Origin of the sequence: Streptomyces gelaticus, assembly GCF_014649535.1 — a bacterium.
Taxonomy (GTDB): Bacteria; Actinomycetota; Actinomycetes; order Streptomycetales; family Streptomycetaceae; genus Streptomyces; species Streptomyces gelaticus.
Genome location: NZ_BMTF01000010.1, coordinates 154,371 through 170,731 on the forward strand (window position 1 = coordinate 154,371; position 16,361 = coordinate 170,731).

General features: G+C 70.1%; 14 protein-coding genes and 1 pseudogene. 12 read left to right on the forward strand and 3 right to left on the reverse strand.

Features of this window, described 5'->3' with window-relative positions; all coding sequences use genetic code 11:
* Positions 1-58 precede the first annotated feature (58 nt).
* Positions 59-222: pseudogene (locus IE107_RS17180) on the forward strand (GNAT family N-acetyltransferase); the annotation flags it as partial.
* 225 nt (positions 223-447) lie between these two features.
* Positions 448-936 carry a glutathione peroxidase gene (locus tag IE107_RS17185; RefSeq protein ID WP_189544645.1) on the forward strand — a complete coding sequence of 163 codons (489 nt, stop codon included), beginning with the start codon at positions 448-450 and terminating at the stop codon, positions 934-936.
* Between the two features lie 77 nt (positions 937-1,013).
* Here the strand turns inward: IE107_RS17185 and IE107_RS17190 are convergent, their stop codons facing one another.
* The gene (locus IE107_RS17190; RefSeq protein ID WP_189544646.1) at positions 1,014-2,240 is read right to left on the reverse strand and encodes an acyl-CoA dehydrogenase family protein; all 1,227 of its coding nucleotides are present in this window, start codon (positions 2,238-2,240) and stop codon (positions 1,014-1,016) included.
* A 173-nt stretch (positions 2,241-2,413) separates the two neighbouring features.
* On the opposite strand from IE107_RS17190, the gene IE107_RS17195 reads away from it, so the two are divergent.
* Positions 2,414-3,064: a TetR/AcrR family transcriptional regulator gene (locus IE107_RS17195; protein WP_189544647.1), complete on the forward strand. Its 651-nt coding sequence runs from the start codon at positions 2,414-2,416 to the stop codon at positions 3,062-3,064.
* 13 nt (positions 3,065-3,077) lie between these two features.
* Here the strand turns inward: IE107_RS17195 and def are convergent, their stop codons facing one another.
* Positions 3,078-3,623, reverse strand: a complete 546-nt coding sequence (gene def / locus IE107_RS17200; RefSeq protein ID WP_189544648.1) for a peptide deformylase — start codon at positions 3,621-3,623, stop codon at positions 3,078-3,080.
* Between the two features lie 114 nt (positions 3,624-3,737).
* On the opposite strand from def, the gene IE107_RS17205 reads away from it, so the two are divergent.
* The 5 genes from IE107_RS17205 (at position 3,738) to IE107_RS17225 (ending at position 8,198) form a co-directional block, all read left to right on the forward strand.
* Complete coding sequence (locus IE107_RS17205; RefSeq protein WP_189544649.1) at positions 3,738-4,976, forward strand: Mur ligase family protein; 1,239 nt, start codon at positions 3,738-3,740, stop codon at positions 4,974-4,976.
* Positions 4,977-5,010: 34 nt separating this feature from the next.
* Positions 5,011-5,739 carry a type 1 glutamine amidotransferase gene (locus IE107_RS17210; protein WP_189544650.1) on the forward strand — a complete coding sequence of 243 codons (729 nt, stop codon included), beginning with the start codon at positions 5,011-5,013 and terminating at the stop codon, positions 5,737-5,739.
* A 143-nt stretch (positions 5,740-5,882) separates the two neighbouring features.
* Entirely contained in the window at positions 5,883-6,911 is a 1,029-nt protein-coding gene (locus IE107_RS17215; protein WP_189544651.1) for a 6-phosphofructokinase, read from the forward strand.
* 111 nt (positions 6,912-7,022) lie between these two features.
* Positions 7,023-7,973, forward strand: coding sequence for a cytochrome c oxidase assembly protein (locus IE107_RS17220; protein ID WP_189544652.1), 951 nt, complete (start codon positions 7,023-7,025; stop codon positions 7,971-7,973).
* 66 nt (positions 7,974-8,039) lie between these two features.
* Positions 8,040-8,198 (forward strand): hypothetical protein, encoded by a 159-nt coding sequence (locus IE107_RS17225; protein WP_107408259.1) that lies wholly within the window; start codon positions 8,040-8,042, stop codon positions 8,196-8,198.
* Between the two features lie 199 nt (positions 8,199-8,397).
* On the opposite strand, the gene IE107_RS17230 is transcribed toward IE107_RS17225, so the two are convergent.
* A complete protein-coding gene (locus tag IE107_RS17230) occupies positions 8,398-9,930 on the reverse strand; it encodes an alkaline phosphatase D family protein (RefSeq protein WP_229867011.1) in 1,533 nt (510 codons plus the stop codon).
* Between the two features lie 381 nt (positions 9,931-10,311).
* Between IE107_RS17230 and IE107_RS17235 the strand changes: the two genes are divergently transcribed.
* Genes IE107_RS17235 through IE107_RS17250 form a run of 4 tightly spaced genes read left to right on the forward strand, consistent with a single transcriptional unit; the run spans position 10,312 to position 16,353 of the window.
* Complete coding sequence (locus IE107_RS17235) at positions 10,312-13,224, forward strand: alpha-L-rhamnosidase (RefSeq protein WP_229867012.1); 2,913 nt, start codon at positions 10,312-10,314, stop codon at positions 13,222-13,224.
* On the forward strand, positions 13,221-14,528 hold the full coding sequence (locus tag IE107_RS17240; RefSeq protein WP_189544654.1) for an extracellular solute-binding protein: 1,308 nt from the start codon (positions 13,221-13,223) through the stop codon (positions 14,526-14,528). The genes IE107_RS17235 and IE107_RS17240 overlap by 4 nt, the downstream gene beginning before the upstream one ends.
* Complete coding sequence (locus IE107_RS17245) at positions 14,525-15,487, forward strand: carbohydrate ABC transporter permease (RefSeq protein WP_229867013.1); 963 nt, start codon at positions 14,525-14,527, stop codon at positions 15,485-15,487. The genes IE107_RS17240 and IE107_RS17245 overlap by 4 nt, the downstream gene beginning before the upstream one ends.
* Positions 15,484-16,353: a carbohydrate ABC transporter permease gene (locus tag IE107_RS17250; protein WP_229867014.1), complete on the forward strand. Its 870-nt coding sequence runs from the start codon at positions 15,484-15,486 to the stop codon at positions 16,351-16,353. The genes IE107_RS17245 and IE107_RS17250 overlap by 4 nt, the downstream gene beginning before the upstream one ends.
* Positions 16,354-16,361: the final 8 nt, after the last annotated feature.

Genomic DNA, 16,361 nt, shown 5'->3' on the forward strand with positions numbered 1-16,361 from the left:
AGGACCGGGAAAACCGAGACGGCCAAGCAGACCGTGGAGGACGTGGAAGGCTCCGCGCATGACCGGGACCATCTCTCCCGGCGGCCCCGAACTGGTCACCGGTGCCGATGAGTTGGCTGCGCTGCTGGTGGAGACCGTGAACGGCGGGTCGTCGGTGGGCTTCCTCGCGTCCTCGCGCCGCTGGACCGTGAAACGGCCGCCGCCTGGTGCCGGAAGAGGGCCGGGCGGTCGAGGCCGCGCCGATCTCCTGGGCGAGGCACAGTAGTTCGGCGCCCGGCGCAAACCGTACGCGGGTCACCCATCGGGGTCATGCCGTGTTCGACACGGTGACGGCACTCCCGCAGGTCGGTGGCGCGTACGGGCTCCGGGTGGCCGGCGACCGGCTTCGTACGGACCGGCTCAGGGCGTGACAATGGCCGCGGAAGTCACATCTACCAGGAGACCCTCATGACGCTGCACGACATCCCCCTGCGCACCCTCACCGGCGAACCCACCTCCCTGGCCGACTACAGCGGCAAGGTGGTCCTGTTGGTGAATGTCGCGTCCAAGTGCGGGCTCACCCCGCAGTACGCGGGCCTGGTGAAGCTCCAGAACGAGTACGCGGACCGCGGCTTCACCGTACTCGGCGTGCCGTGCAACCAGTTCGCCGGTCAGGAGCCGGGGACCGCGGAGGAGATCCAGACCTTCTGCTCGACGACATACGGTGTCAGTTTCCCTCTGCTGGAGAAGACCGATGTGAACGGCGAAGGGCGCCACCCGCTCTACGCCGAGCTGGCTCAGCTGGCGGACGCGGACGGCGAGGCCGGAGACGTCCAGTGGAACTTCGAGAAGTTCCTCATCTCCCCGGCGGGCGAACCGGTCGCGCGCCTGCGCCCGCGCGTCGAGCCGGAGGCGCCCGAGCTCATCGCGGCCATCGAGGCCCGCCTGACGGCCTGACGTGCCGCTTCCCCGGTCGCTGTGCGGTCCGGAATCCGGACCGCACAGCGACCGGGGAGAACCCCGGCGGGACGGTCTCAGCGGATCGGCATGCCCGAGAGGGTGCGGGCGATGACCAGGCGCTGGATCTCGCTCGTGCCCTCGAAGATCGTGTAGATGGCCGCGTCCCGGTGCATCCGCTCCACCGGGTACTCACGCGTGAAGCCGTTGCCGCCGAGGATCTGGACGGCCTGGGCGGTCACCTTCTTCGCCGTCTCGCTCGCGTACAGCTTGGACATGGAGCCCTCGGCGGAGGTGAACGGCTTGCCGGTGGTCGCCATCCACGAGGCGCGCCAGACCAGCAGCCGGGCCGCGTCGATCTGCGTGCGCATGTCTGCGAGCTGGAAGGCGATGCCCTGGTTGTCGATGATCGGACGGCCGAACTGGGTGCGGGTCTTCGCGTAGTCCAGCGCCACCTCGTACGCCGCACGGGCGGTGCCGACCGCCATGGCGCCGACTGCGGGGCGGGACGCCTCGAAGGTGGCCATCGCGGCGTTCTTCACCCGCTCGCCACCGGAGGCGGCGCGCTCGTGGGCCCGCGCCAGGCGCTGGTCGAGCTTCTCCTTGCCCCCGAGCAGGCAATGGCCGGGCACCCGGACGTCCTCCAGGACGACCTCGGCGGTGTGCGAGGCACGGATGCCGTGCTTCTTGAACTTCTGGCCCTGGGAGAGGCCGGGGGTGTCCGGCGGCACGATGAACGAGGCGTGCCCCTTGGAACCCAGCTCCGGGTCGACCACGGCGACGACGACATGGACGTTGGCGATGCCACCGTTGGTCGCCCAGGTCTTGGTGCCGTTCAGCACCCATTCGTCCTTGGCCTGGTCGTACACCGCGCGGGTGCGCATCGAGGCGACGTCGGAACCCGCGTCCGGCTCGGAGGAACAGAAGGCGGCGACCTTCACGTCGTCGGCGTCGCCGTACATCTGCGGGATCCAGGTCCCGATCTGCTCCTCGGTACCGTTGGCAAGGACGCCCACGGCCGCCAGGCCCGTACCGACGATGGACAGGGCGATGCCCGCGTCCCCCCAGAAGAGCTCCTCCATCGCCATCGGGATGCCGAGCCCCGTCGGGTCGAAGAACTGCTGGGCGTAGAAGTCGAGGGAGTAGATGCCCACCTTCGCCGCTTCCTGGATGACGGGCCAGGGCGTTTCCTCACGCTCGTCCCACTCCGAGGCCGCCGGCCTGATCACATGCGCGGCGAAGCCGTGAAGCCAGTCACGGACCTGCTTCTGGTCATCGTTGAGTTCGAGCGTGAACTCCGCCATGTTCCCCTCCACGTACTGCCTTGAAAAACCACTCGTTACTTGCGGTAACCGCAGTCTGTTACCGGCAAGTAGCCTCTGTCAACCGCCCCGGCTCCCCTCCGCACGGTGCTGAGCAGGGTGTTACGTTGCGCAGGCAGGACGCATTTGCACGGCCAGGGGCGGGGAGAGGCGACATGGAGAGCACACGACAGGCAGAGCGCCAGCGGACAGCGGCCGAGAGCCGCCGCCGCGAGCTGCTCGAAGCCGCCGACCGCGTGGTGCTCAGGGACGGCCCGAAGGCCTCGATGAACGCCATCGCGGCCGAGGCCGGCATCACCAAACCCATTCTCTACCGGCACTTCGGCGACAAGGGCGGCCTCTACCGCGCCCTCGCCAAGCGTCACACCGACGCCCTGCTGATCGCGCTGCGGGCGGCGCTCGACGCCCCCGCCGAGCGCCGCAGGCGCGTCGAGTCGACTCTCGACACCTATCTCGCGGCGATCGAGGCCCGCCCACAGGTCTACCGTTTCCTGATGCACCCGGCCGACGACGCGACGCCCGCCACGGAGCAGGGCTTCGACGTCGGACGGCACTCGGCGCCGTTGCTGCGCCGGCTCGGCGAGGAACTCGCCCTGGTGATCGCCGAGCGGGTTGACCTGGGCCAGGACAGCGAGGCCATGGCGCGCATCTGGGGCCATGGCATCGTCGGCATGATGCATGCGGCGGGCGACTGGTGGCTGGGCGAACGCCCCTGCTCCCGCGAGCAGTTGGTGAGCAGCCTGGCCGATCTGCTGTGGGGCCGGCTGTCCGCCGCGGGCGACCGGCCGGGCGGCCCCGGATTCTGAGGCCCTGACGCGGTCAGCCGGTGCGCGCCCAGGGCGCCCGGCGGGCCGCACGCAGCGCCCTCCTGCGGCGCAGCCCGGTCAACCGGTCCGTGTAGACCTCGCCTTCGAGATGGTCGCACTCGTGCTGGAGGCAACGCGCGAAGAATCCGGTACCGGTGACGCGGACCGGCTCGCCGTCGACGGTGACGCCCTCGACGACGGCCCGGTCGAACCGCGGGGTGGCCGCTTCGAGGCCGGGCAGCGAGAGACAGCCCTCCGGGCCGCGCACGGTGATGCCGTCGGCCTCGACGAGCCGCGGGTTGACGAGATGCCCGAGGTGCCGGACGTCGTCGTCGTCCGGGCAGTCATGGACGAACACCCGCAGCGGAACGCCGATCTGGTTGGCCGCGAGGCCGACGCCCTCGGCCGCGTACATCGTGGCGTACATGTCCTCGACGAGACGGGCGAGCGAGGGGCCGAAGTCCGTGACGGGCTCACAGGTCCCGTGCAGCACCGGATCACCGAGCAGGCTCATGGCACGAATCAGTCCGGAACTGCCGGGGATCGGGCGGTTTCGCATGGCCGCAATCGTACGTTCCACGTGACCTCCACCTTCCCGGTGGTGCCAGGGTGCGGTCGCCGCGCCGGACATCGATAGGCTGGGCGCGGACCGATGCAAGGAGGATCTAGGACGATGGCAGGCAACACGGAGCCGCTGTCGCCACGGGCCAAGCTGGCCGTGACGGCGGGAAAGGCCGCGGCGGCGGTGTCACGCGCCGCCGGGCGCGGCAGCGGATCGGTGATCGGCGGCCGGGTGGCGCTCAAGCTCGACCCCGACCTGCTGGGGCGGCTGGCGCAGCACCTGGACGTGATCCTCGTGTCGGCGACGAACGGCAAGACGACGACCACCCGGCTGATCGCCGAGGCACTGCGGGCCGCGGGCCCGGTCGTGTCGAACGCACTCGGCGCCAACATGCCGGCGGGCATCACCTCGGCGCTGGCGGGCGGCTCGGACGCGCAGTACGGCGTGATCGAGGTCGACGAGAAGTACCTCGCGGGAGTGGCACGCGACACGACGCCGAAGGTGATCGCGCTGCTCAACCTCTCCCGCGACCAGCTGGACCGCGCGGCGGAGACCCGGATGCTGGCGGAGAAGTGGCGTGAGGGGCTGTCCGGCTCGAAGGCCGTGATCGTCGCGAACGCCGACGACCCGCTGATCGTCTGGGCGGCGTCCTCCTCCCCCAATGTGGTGTGGGTCGCGGCGGGACAGGCGTGGAAGGACGACGCCTGGTCCTGCCCCTCCTGCGGCGGTGTGATGCAGCGCCCCGGCGACGACTGGTTCTGCGGCGAGTGCGGATTCCGCAGGCCCGCGCCCAGCTGGGTCCTGCACGGCGACTACGTCCTGGACCCGCACGGTTCGGCCTGGCCGATCCACCTCCAGCTGCCCGGCCGCGCCAACAAGGCCAACGCCACCAGCTCCGCCGCCGTGGCCGCCGTCTTCGGTGTGCCGCCGCAGGTCGCGCTGGAGCGGATGTACCAGGTGCAGGCCGTCGCCGGCCGCTACGACGTGGTGTCCTTCCTCGGCCGCGAGCTGCGGCTGCTGCTCGCGAAGAACCCGGCGGGCTGGCTCGAAACGTTCTCCCTGATCGACCCGCCGCCCACGCCGGTGATCCTCTCCGTCAACGCCCGCGGCGCGGACGGCACGGACACCTCCTGGCTGTGGGACGTGGACTACACCCAGCTCGCCGGTCACCCGATCTTCGTGCTCGGCGACCGCAAGCTGGACCTGGCGGTCCGCCTCGAAGTGGCCGGTCTCGACTTCCGGGTCTGCGAGAACCTCGACGAGGCCGTGCAGCAGGCCCCGCCGGGCCGTATCGAGGTCATCGCCAACTACACCGCCTTCCAGGATCTGCGCCGTCGTGTCGGCAACTGACCCCGGCCCCGGCCACCTCCGGAGAGGACGAAGCATGAGCAACAACGGTCTGCGTCTGGTCTGGGTCTACCCCGACCTCCTCAGCACCTACGGCGACCAGGGCAACGCGCTGGTGGTGGAGCGCCGGGCCCGGCAGCGCGGTCTCGACGTGCAGCGCGTCGACGTGCGCAGCGACCAGCCGGTCCCGACGTCCGGCGACATCTATCTGATCGGCGGCGGTGAGGACCGGCCGCAGCGGCTCGCCGCGGAGCGGCTGCGCCGCGACGGCGGACTCAGCCGGGCCGCGTCGAACGGCGCGATCATCTTCTCGGTCTGTGCCGGCTACCAGATCCTCGGCCACGAGTTCATCAACGACCTCGGTGAGCGCGAGCCCGGCCTCGGCCTGCTCGACGTGGTCTCCACCCGCGGCGAGGGGGCCCGGTGCGTCGGTGACGTACTGGCCGACATCGACCCGCGGCTCGGCCTGCCGCCGCTGACCGGTTTCGAGAACCACCAGGGCGTCACGCATCTCGGCCCGACGGCACGGCCGTTCGCCCGGGTGCAGCTCGGCCGGGGCAACGGCACCGGCGACGGCACCGAGGGCGCGTACAACGACACCGTCTTCGGTACGTACATGCACGGCCCCGTGATGGCGCGCAACCCGCAGATCGCGGACCTGCTGCTGAAGCTGGCCCTCGATGTGAACGCGCTGCCGCCGACGGACGACCGCTGGTACGAGGCGCTGCGCGCGGAGCGCATCGCGTCGGCCACACAGCCTGCCTGATGAGGCGTATTTCGCTCGTCTGAGCGGAGTCCAGCAGGCGGACGCCCGGTTCGGTCCCGCCACCCTGCGCCGGTAGGGTGGCCGGGATCCAACCGGACGACGTGGTCCGGTCGTCGGCCCACGTTGCAAAGGTTTCCCGGGCAATGCGAATTGGTGTGCTCACCTCCGGCGGCGACTGCCCCGGCCTCAACGCCGTCATCCGTTCCGTCGTACACCGTGCGGTGGTCGACCACGGCGACGAGGTCATCGGCTTCCACGACGGGTGGAAGGGCCTCCTCGATGGCGACTTCCGCAAGCTCGACCTCGACGCGGTCGGCGGCATCCTCGCCCGGGGCGGCACGATCCTCGGCTCCTCCCGGGTCCAGCCCGCCCATCTGCGGGGCGGCGTGGAGCAGGCCAGGGGCCATGTCGCCGATCTCGGCCTCGACGCGATCATCCCGATCGGGGGCGAGGGCACGCTGAAGGCGGCCAACCTGCTCTCCGAGGCGGGGCTGCCGATCGTCGGTGTACCGAAGACCATCGACAACGACATCGCCTCCACGGACGTCACCTTCGGCTTCGACACCGCCGTCGGTGTCGCGACCGAGGCGCTCGACCGGCTGAAGACGACCGCCGAATCGCACCAGCGGGTGCTGATCGTCGAGGTCATGGGCCGCCACACCGGCTGGATCGCGCTGCACTCGGGGATGGCGGCCGGTGCGCACGCCATCGTCGTGCCGGAGCGTCCGTTCGACATCGACGAGCTGACCGAGGTGGTCGGCGAGCGTTTCTCGGCCGGCAAGAAGTTCGCGATCGTCGTCGTCGCCGAGGGCGCCAAGCCCCGCGCGGGCACGTCCATGGAGGTCGAGCAGGGCACCAAGGACATCTACGGGCACGAGCGGTTCGCCGGGATGGCCACGCAGCTCTCCACCGAGCTGGAGCAGCGCCTCGGCAAGGAGGCCCGCCCGGTGATCCTCGGCCATGTGCAGCGCGGTGGCACGCCGACCGCGTACGACCGGGTGCTCGCCACCCGTTTCGGCTGGCACGCGGTGGAGGCCGCGCACCGCGGCGAATTCGGCATGATGACGGCACTGCGCGGCACGGACATCGTGATGGTGCCGCTGGGCGAGGCGGTGGAGACGCTGAAGACCGTCCCGGCCGAGCGGTACGCCGAGGCGGAATGCGTGCTCTGAGCGACGCCCTGTCCCATGAACCGCCCCCGGCCGCAGCTGCGGCCGGGGGCGGTTCTACTCTGGTCGGGACAACCGGCACGAAACGGGGACGCCCCCAGCAGGAGTGAACAGATGGATCACAGCGGGCACGGCATGAACATGGATCTGCCGCCGTTCACGCTGGGACGCGGGCTCCAGTTCTCCGCGGACCCGTTCTTCCTCATCGGCTGTGCCCTGGGCATCGGCCTGTACGTGTACGCCGTGCTGCGGCTGCGCAGACGCGGGGACGATTGGCCGGTCGGCCGGATCGTGTTCTTCGTCGTCGGCGTCCTGAGCGTCGCCCTGGTGATGTGCACGAAGCTCAACGACTACGGCATGGTCATGTTCAGCGTGCACATGGTGCAGCACATGGTGATCAGCATGCTCTCGCCGATCCTGCTGCTGCTGGGCGCTCCGGTGACGTTGGCGCTGCGTGCGCTGCCGGTCGCGGGCCGTGGCCGCACGGGTCCGCGCGAGCTGCTGCTCAAGCTGCTGCACAGCCGGTACATGAGGGTCATCACGCATCCGGCCTTCACGATCCCGATCTTCATCGCCAGCCTCTACGGGCTGTACTTCACTCCGCTCTTCGACTTCCTGATGGGCTCGAAGACCGGTCACATCGCGATGATGGTGCACTTCCTCGCGGTCGGCCTGGTGTTCTTCTGGCCGATCATGGGCGTCGACCCGGGCCCGCACCGGCCCGGGTATGTGATGCGGATGCTGGAGCTGTTCGCAGGGATGCCGTTCCACGCGTTCTTCGGTATCGCGCTGATGATGGCGACGACACCGATGGTGGGGACGTACATGCATCCGCCGGCCTCGCTGGGCATCGACGCGCTGAGCGATCAGGGCTGGGCGGGCGGGATCGCCTGGGCCTTCAGCGAGATCCCGTCGGTGCTGGTGCTGATCGCGCTGGTCTTCCAGTGGTACCGCTCCGAGCAGCGTACGGCGAAGCGCTCGGACCGCCGGGCCGACCGGGACGGTGACCAGGAGCTGCAGGCGTACAACGCCTATCTCGCCTCATTGCAGGCGCGCGGGCAGTAGCGCCGGGCAGGCCTCAGGGGTGACGATGGCATCCACGGCCGCACGGCCGACGAGGAGGGTGCGGGCATGTCCGGATCCACGAAGGCCATGGGAGTGCTCACGCTGACCGCCCTGGTCGTGGTCACCGCGTACACGGTGGCGCTGGGAAGCAGCGGCTGGCTCTGGTTCGGCTGGGTGGTGCTCGGCCTGATCACCCTGGGAATGGCCGCGACGCGCGAATCCTGATCCTGGGCCGTATCCGGGGCCGGTCGGAGTATCGGCCGCCGACGGCGGTACGCCGGACGGATTCGAGCCGCGGACGGTTCAGAGCGCCTGCCGGGCCCGAACCCGTTCGTCTGCACCATTCACCCGTGCATGGGTGCGCTCACCGTCCGGTGAGCCATGCGGGCGGCGTCCCTTCCGGGCCACCGCCCGCTCGGTGCGCTCAGGCCTGCTGGAGGCCCGGCCGGCCCGCTTCGGTCACGTAGGAGGTCCGGGTCGAGACAGGGGCGCCGGGGGTGGTCACATACGGGAGGACCCGGAAATCGGCACGGCAGCTCTCCCGGGTCAGCGCGCAGCGTACGTAGCCGCGCTGGAAGTTGGTGAACTTGATGTGCTCGTTGGCGGCGAGCAGCTTGGCTCCGGAGGGGTCCAGGTCCATCCCGTCCTTGGTGGTGGAGATGGACGAGCCGACGAACTCGACGCCGAGCGTGGGTGATCCCGGGTCGTCGAAGTTCTGCTTGAGATCGGCGGCGAGGTGGCGGTGCATGTCGCCGGTGAGGACGACCGGGTTGCTCACGCTGCGGTCGGTGATCTCCTTGAACAGCCGTTGGCGGGCGTCCACGTAGCCGTCCCAGAAGTCCATCACGAATGCCTGGCCGGGGCCGGGGTCGGTGTCGACCTGGGTCACCGGGATCTGCTGGGAGATCATGTTCCATGTCGTGTCGGAGCGTCCGAGGCCGCGGTACAGCCACTGTTCCTGCTCGGGGCCGAGGATGGTGCGGCCGGGCGTCAGCCGTTCGTCGCAGCCGCTCTTGATGCCGTCGCCGCAGGGCTGGTCGTCGCGGAAGAGCCGGGTGTCGAGGATGTGGAAGGTGGCTATCCGCCCGTAGCGCAGACGGCGGTACATCCGGGCCTCGAAGCCGTTCGGCTTGTTCGGCAGCCGCAGCGGCAGATGCTCGTAGTAGGCCTGGAACGCGGCCGCCGCGCGCTGGCGGAAGACCGCCGGGTCCTGGTCCGGTTCGTTGTCGGCCTTGGACTTGTCGCGCGCCCAGTTGTCCTCGACCTCGTGGTCGTCCCAGACGAGGGCGAACGGGTGGGCCTGGTGGGCGGCGATGAGGTCGGGGTCGAAGCGGTGGAGGGCGTGGCGGTTGCGGTACTGGACGAGGTTCATCGGCTCGGGACGCAGCTCGGCGGCGACGGGGACGTTGCGTACGCCGCCCATGGCGTCGATGGCGTTCTCGTAGATGTAGTCGCCGAGGTGCAGGACGAGATCGACGTCCTCCTCGGCGAGGTGCCGGTAGGCGGTGTAGAAGCCCTCGAACCACGCCTGGCAGGAGACGAAGGCGAAGTCCAGCTCCCGGGGCCGGCTGTGCGGCGGGGGCGCGGTGCGGGTGCGGCCGACGGGGCTGAGCATGCCGCCTGCGCGGAAGCGGTAGTAGTAGTGCCGGTTCGGCTGGAGTCCGGAGACCTCGACGTGGACGGAGTGGGCGAGTTCGGGCACCGCGCGGGCCAGTCCCCGGCGTACGACGGACCGGAAGCGGTCGTCGCGGGCGACCTCCCACTGCACGTCGAAGGCGTACGGCGGCATGCCTCCGCTTCCGTCGGGCGCCAGGGGCTGGGGAGCGAGGCGGGTCCACAGTACGACCCCGTCCGGCCACGGATCGCCGGACGCGACCCCCAGGGTGAACGGATCCTCGTGGAAGGGCGTGTCGCCCCAGGCCCTGCCCGCCGACAGGCCGGCCGCGGCGAGTGCCATTCCGACCGTCCCGCCGAGCATCGCCCGTCTTCCGAACCCTCCGGTACCACCTGACCCACTGTCCATTCGCATGAAAGTCGTCCCTTCGTCGAACGGAATTCCGTCCGGTACGAGGTGGGATCGGCACGTGATTTCACGCCCGCCCATGTGGTAATCACAGCGTGAATATCACAGGGGAATCACACGCCACAAGACCACCCACACGTGGTCACATTGCCGTTCGCAGGCGGTTAGTTGAGGAGACATCAACCATTTGCCCGGACGTCCACGACAGGCCCGGCAACACCCTTGACACCCCTCAGGGCGGCTCATAGTCTCCACGCCACAGAATTAACGTTAGATTTCACATCGGGAAATTCGGTGCGACGGAAGGACGTGCTCGTGTCCGGTTCCCCGGTAACGGATGTACCCGCCCGCCTCCCCGCCGAAGCGACGGCAACCGGCCGTCCAGGGGCCCGGGGGCTGCGGCCGTACGCCCTGCGGTGCGAACACCGCACGACGCCGCTGGGGATCGACGAACCCGCGCCCCGGCTCTCCTGGCGGCTGGCCTCCGACCGTCGCGGCGACGACCCGGTGGCGTACCGGGTCCGCGTCACCGGGCGCGCCGAGGATCTGGACGGGGGCAGTCAACTCCTCTGGGACACCGGCCGGGTTGCCGATCCCGGTGCGACGGCCGTCGACTACGGAGGGCCGGCGCTCCCGGGCCGTACCCGCTTCCACTGGCGGGTCTCCGTATGGCCGGCCGGGGCGGACACCCCCGCCGAGGCCACTTCGTGGTTCGAGACCGGCTTCACCCGCGCGGAGGAGTGGCGGGCTTCGTGGATCACCCACGACCCGCACCCGGTCGACGTCATGGACGCGCCCACGGAGGGCGAGTTCGCGCTCGACGACCACGGGCTCGCCCCGTGCCCCGTCCTGCGCCGCGCCTTCACCGCATCGGCCGGCACCCGTGCCCGGCTCCATGTCAGCGCGCGCGGCCTGTACGAGGTCCGGCTCAACGGGCTGCGCGTCGGCGACGCCGAACTCGCCCCCGGCTGGACCGATTACCACCGCCGCGTCCAGTACCAGACCTACGACGTCACCGAGGCGCTGCGCGACGGCGAGAACGTCCTCGCGGCCACGGTCGCCGACGGCTGGTGGAGCGGATTCGTCGGCTTCGAACCTCGCAGGGCCGGAGCCCACTACGGCTCGGCCCCGCAGTTCCTGGCGGAACTCCATCTGACCGGGCCGGACGGCCGCAGCTCCGCGGTCGTCACCGACGGGACCTGGCGCACCGCCACGGGAGTGGTGCGCCACGCGGATCTGCTGATGGGCGAGTGCCACGACCTGCGGCACGACGCCGACGGTTGGGAGCTTCCCGGCTTCGACGACTCCGGCTGGTCCCCGGCCCTGGTCACGGACGCCGACCACCACCTGCTCGTGGCATCCGCCGACGAGCCCGTGCGGGCGATGACCGAGCTGCGCCCGCGCTCGGTCGAACGCGTCTCGCCCGGCACCCATGTCGTCGACTTCGGCCAGAACCTCGCCGGACGCGTGAGGCTGAAGGTCCGTCGGCTCGCGGCCGGGGCGCGGGTGGTGATCCGTCACGCCGAGGTGCTCGACGGGTCACGACGGCTGTACACCGCCAATCTGCGGACCGCCGCGGCGACCGATGTGCTCGTCGGGGACGGCCGCGAGCACATCGTGTTCGAGCCGCGCTTCACGTATCACGGGTTCCGCTACGTGGAGATCGTCGGCCTCCAGGAGCTGGCCGAGTCGGATGTCGTCGCCGTGGCACTGCACAGCGACACTCCGTGGACCGGGAAGTTCGACTGCTCGGACGCCGAGCTGAGCCGGCTCCACGACTGTGTGGCGTGGGGGCAGCGCTCGAACTTCGTCAGTGTGCCCACGGACTGCCCGCAGCGTGACGAGCGGCTCGGCTGGCTGGCCGACGCACAGGTCTTCCTCCCTACGGCCGCGCTCAACGCGGACGTCGCCGCGTTCTTCACCAAGTGGCTGCGCGACGTCGGCGACGCCCGCACCTCCGACGGCGGTTTCACCAATGTCGCCCCGCGTCTCGTGGGGGTCGCCGACGAGGGTGCGCCCGGCTGGGCGGACGCGGGGGTGATCATTCCGTGGCACCTCTACCGTGTCTACGACGATCCCCGGTTCCTCGCCCGGTCCCTGGAGGGCATGTGCGCCTGGGTCGACCTGATCCACCGTCACAATCCCGGTCTGGTCTGGAGCCACCGGGTGGGCCCGCACTTCTCCGACTGGCTCGCCCCCGGCACTCCCACGCCCCGTGAGGTGGTCGCCACCGCGTACTTCGCGCAGAGTGCCCGGCTCACCGCACGGGCCGCCGAGGTCCTGGGGCAGAAGGACACCGGGCGGCGCTACCACCGGCTGGCGGACGACATCCGCCACACGTTCACCGAGCGCTTCGTCACCTCCGAGGAAGCGGCGGACGGCATCCGCGTGCGCGTCGCGGGCGACACCCAGACCGGGTACCTCCTCGCACTCGCCTTCGAGTTGCTGCCCGCGGAGCTCACCGGAGCCGCCGCCCGCCGGCTCGCCGAACTCGTCGAGTCGGCCGGCCCGGCCCTGCTGACCGGTTTCCTCGGGGTGGCGCTGGCCGCGCCCGTGCTCGACGCCCACGGAAGGGCCGACCTCGCCCACGCGCTGCTGCTCCGCGACGAGGTGCCGTCGTGGCGGTTTCCGCTGCGGCACGGCGCCACCACCATCTGGGAGCGCTGGGACGGGTGGACCCCCGGCACCGGATTCCGGGCGCCGTCGATGAACTCCTTCAACCACTACGCGCTCGGCTCGGTCGGCGAGTGGCTCTACCGGGGTGTCGCCGGCCTGGACCAGGCGCCGGACTCCACGGGCTACCGGAAACTGCGGATCCGGCCGCGCCCCGGCGGGCTCCGGCATGCGAGCGCACGCTACGAGTCGGTCCGCGGCGCCGTCTCGGTGGCCTGGGAGCGGCAGGGCGGCCGGATCGCCCTGCGCGTCCTGGTGCCGCCCGGCGCCACCGCCGAGGTGTACGTGCCCACGACGGACCCTGGTTCGGTCCGCGAATCGGGCCGTGTTCCGGACGCCGGCGACCGCCACATCACGGCGGTCTCGACCGCCGCCGGCCATGTGCTCTACCGGGTGTCCTCGGGCGCCTACCGCTTCACCGCGGCTCATCCCCCGGTCGTCGGCGGCCCGACCGGGGCGGACCGGGCGCGGTCGTCACACACCCCGAGCCGACGCACACCAAGACCGGCGGCGAAACGTTCGTTCGCCCGTTCGTACGAGGAGGACACACCATGACGACGGGTTCTCGCTTCCGGCCGGACCGCAGCACGGTCGGCCGCCGGGGATTCCTGCGGATCGGCGGCGGGGTCGCGGCGCTCGCCGCCCTTCCGCCTGCTCTGACGGCCTGTTCCGATTCCGGCGGCGGCTCGGGCAAGCTGCGCGTCGTCGGCGTCGCCGATCAGCAGAAACCGATAGAGGAACTCGTGGCCCTCTACCGCAAGTCCCGGCCCGGCGACGAGTTCGCCACCTCCTTCGCGCCCACGGATCAGGTGCAGACGGTGGTACGCACCCAGCTCGCCGGGGGGAACGCCCCCGATGTCCATGTGCTGTATCCCGGCAGCGGAAGCGCCATGTCCATGGTCGAGCTGGCCAAGGCCGGGCTGCTCGCCGACCTCAGCGCCCAGCCGTGGGCCAGGGAGGTCCCGGCCAACTTCCATCCCGCGTACCAGCACGACGGAAAAACGTATCTCTACTCGGCGGGAAGCAGCGTCATCGGCGCCATCCACAACAAGAAGGCCTTCGCCAGGGCCGGGGTCGAACCACCGAAGACATGGAGCGAACTCCTCGATGTCTGCGCCAAGCTGAAAGCGAAGGGCACCATCCCGATCGCGCTCGGCACCCAGACGCCCTGGGTCACCCAGCTGATCACCTACGCGCTGGTCCCCAACGCCGTCTATGCGAAGAATCCCGGCTTCGACGCCGAGATGGCCTCCGGCAAGGCGCACTTCCGCGGCTCCGGTTGGGCCGATGCGATGGGCAAGTACCAGGAGCTGCAACGCCGGGGCTTCTTCAACGAGAACCCCAACGGAACGACGTACGAGCAGCAGACCTCGATGGTCGCCAGTGGCAGGGCGGCGATGGCGGTCCAGGTCTCCGCCGTGCTCGCCAACTTCCGCCAGGCTGCCCGGAACCCGGACGACCTCGGCATGTTCCCCTTCCCCGGCGGTGACGACGCCGGCCAGCTGTGGATCCCGGCGGGCATCGTCGTCGGGCTCGGGGTCTCCGCGCGGTCCAGGAAGTCGGCCGCCGCGAAGGAGTTCATCGAGTTCCTCGGGAAGCAGGAGAACGTCGACCGCTGGGCACAGTCGGTGGCCGCGATCCCGTTCAAGCGCGGCGCATCGACGAAGACCGACCCGGTCCTCGACGGCTTCCTGCCCCTCATCGACGACAACCGGGCCGTTCCGTTCATGGACCAGAGCTGGCCCAACGCCGAGGTTCAGCCCGCCCACTTCGCCGCCGTGCAGAACCTCCTCGCGGGCAAGACGGATGTCGACGGGGCGTTGGGACAGATGGACGAGGCCTACGGGAAGAAGTCGTGACGAGCACGTCCGAGAAGACGGTCCCGGGCGCGGTCGGCACGGCCGGGGGCGGTCCGAAGACCGGTCGCGGCCGCCCTGTCCGGCACCGCGACCACGCCGTCCCGCACTGGCTCTTCGTCGTCCCGGCGCTCGTCGTCTACAGCATCGTCGTGCTCTGTCCGAGCCTCGCCGGGGTGATGTACGCCTTCACCGACTGGTCCGGGATCGGCGGCTTCTCCTTCACCGGTACGGAGAACTTCCGCACCCTGTTCGACGACGGCCGGGCCCTGGAGTCCGTCACCAACACCCTGCTCCTCACCATCGCCGTGGTCGTCGTCCAGAACGGCATCGGCCTGCTGCTTGCGCTCGGTGTCCACACCGGCATCAAGTCGCGCGCACTACTGCGGCTGATCTTCTTCGCGCCGGCCGTGGTCAGCCCCGTGATGGTCGCGATCCTCTGGAAGTACGTCTACAACCCGGAGAACGGCGCCGGCCTGAACGGTCTCCTCGGTGCGGTCGGGCTCGGCTCACTGCGTCAGGACTGGCTCGGTGATCCCTCGCTCGCCCTGTGGTCCGTCGCGGCGATGGTCGTGTGGCAGTACGCGGGCTACTCGATGGTCGTCTTCCTGGCCGGGCTCCAGGGGGTACCCGCCGAACTCCACGAGGCCGCAAGGATCGACGGGGCGGGTTCCTGGCAGCGCTTCCGCTATGTCACCTGGCCGCTGCTGGCACCGGCGCTGACGATCAACCTCATGCTGTCGACCATCGGCGGGCTCAAACTCTTCGACCAGGTCTACGCCGCCACGAACGGCGGCCCCGGCACCTCCAGCGAGACGCTGTCGACCGTCCTGTACAAGGAGGCGTTCGTCTACGGGAAGTTCGGCTACAGCACCGCCGTGGCCCTGGTCCTCGCGCTGTTCGTCGCCGCGGTCTCCCTGGTCCAGCTCCGCTATCTGCGTGCGAGGGAGGTCACCGCGTGAGTACCTCGACGACCCGAGGACCGGCAGCACCCGGGCGTGGGCGCCGCAGGCCGCGGTACGGACGGTACGTCCTCGAACTGGTCATGATCGCCGTCGCGGTCGTCTTCCTGTTCCCCGTGTACGCCCTGATCACCCTGGCGATGAAGGACCCCCGGCAGATCTCCGAATCGCCCCTCGCGCTGCCCTCGCCACCCACCTTCGGCAATTTCGGCGACGCCTGGTCCTCCGCCTCGCTGGGGCCCGCGCTGGTCAACAGCACGGTCATCACCACGGTCAGCCTCCTGCTGCTGATCGTCATCGGATCAACGGGGGCCTACTACCTCGCGCGGTGCGCCCGCGGCCTCGGCTACGGGCTGTACATCCTGTTCCTGCTGGGCATCGTGCTGCCGTTCCAGCTCGGCATGATCCCGCTCTACAGACTCGTCGACGACCTCGGGTGGCTCGGCACGTACCAGGGCATGGTGCTCTTCTACACCGGCATCCAGCTGCCGTTCACCGTCTTCCTGTACACCGGGTTCATCCGGGCGCTGCCGCCGGACTACGCTCAGGCCGCGCTGATCGACGGCTGCAACCACCGGCAGGCGTTCACCCGGATCGTGTTCCCGCTGCTGCGCCCCATCACCGGCACCGTGGTCATCCTGAACGCGGTGTTCATCTGGAACGACTTCTTCACTCCGCTGCTGTACCTGGGCGGCTCCGACAAGGAGACCGTGCCGGTGGGCATTTTCGCGTTCGTCGGCCAGTACGTCTCGGACTACGGACTCGTCTTCGCCGGACTGGTGCTCGCCGCGCTGCCGATCCTGATCGTCTTCGTGGTCCTCCAGCGCTATGTGATCAAGGGCTTCGCGGGCGGTCTCAAGGGCTGAGGAGCTCG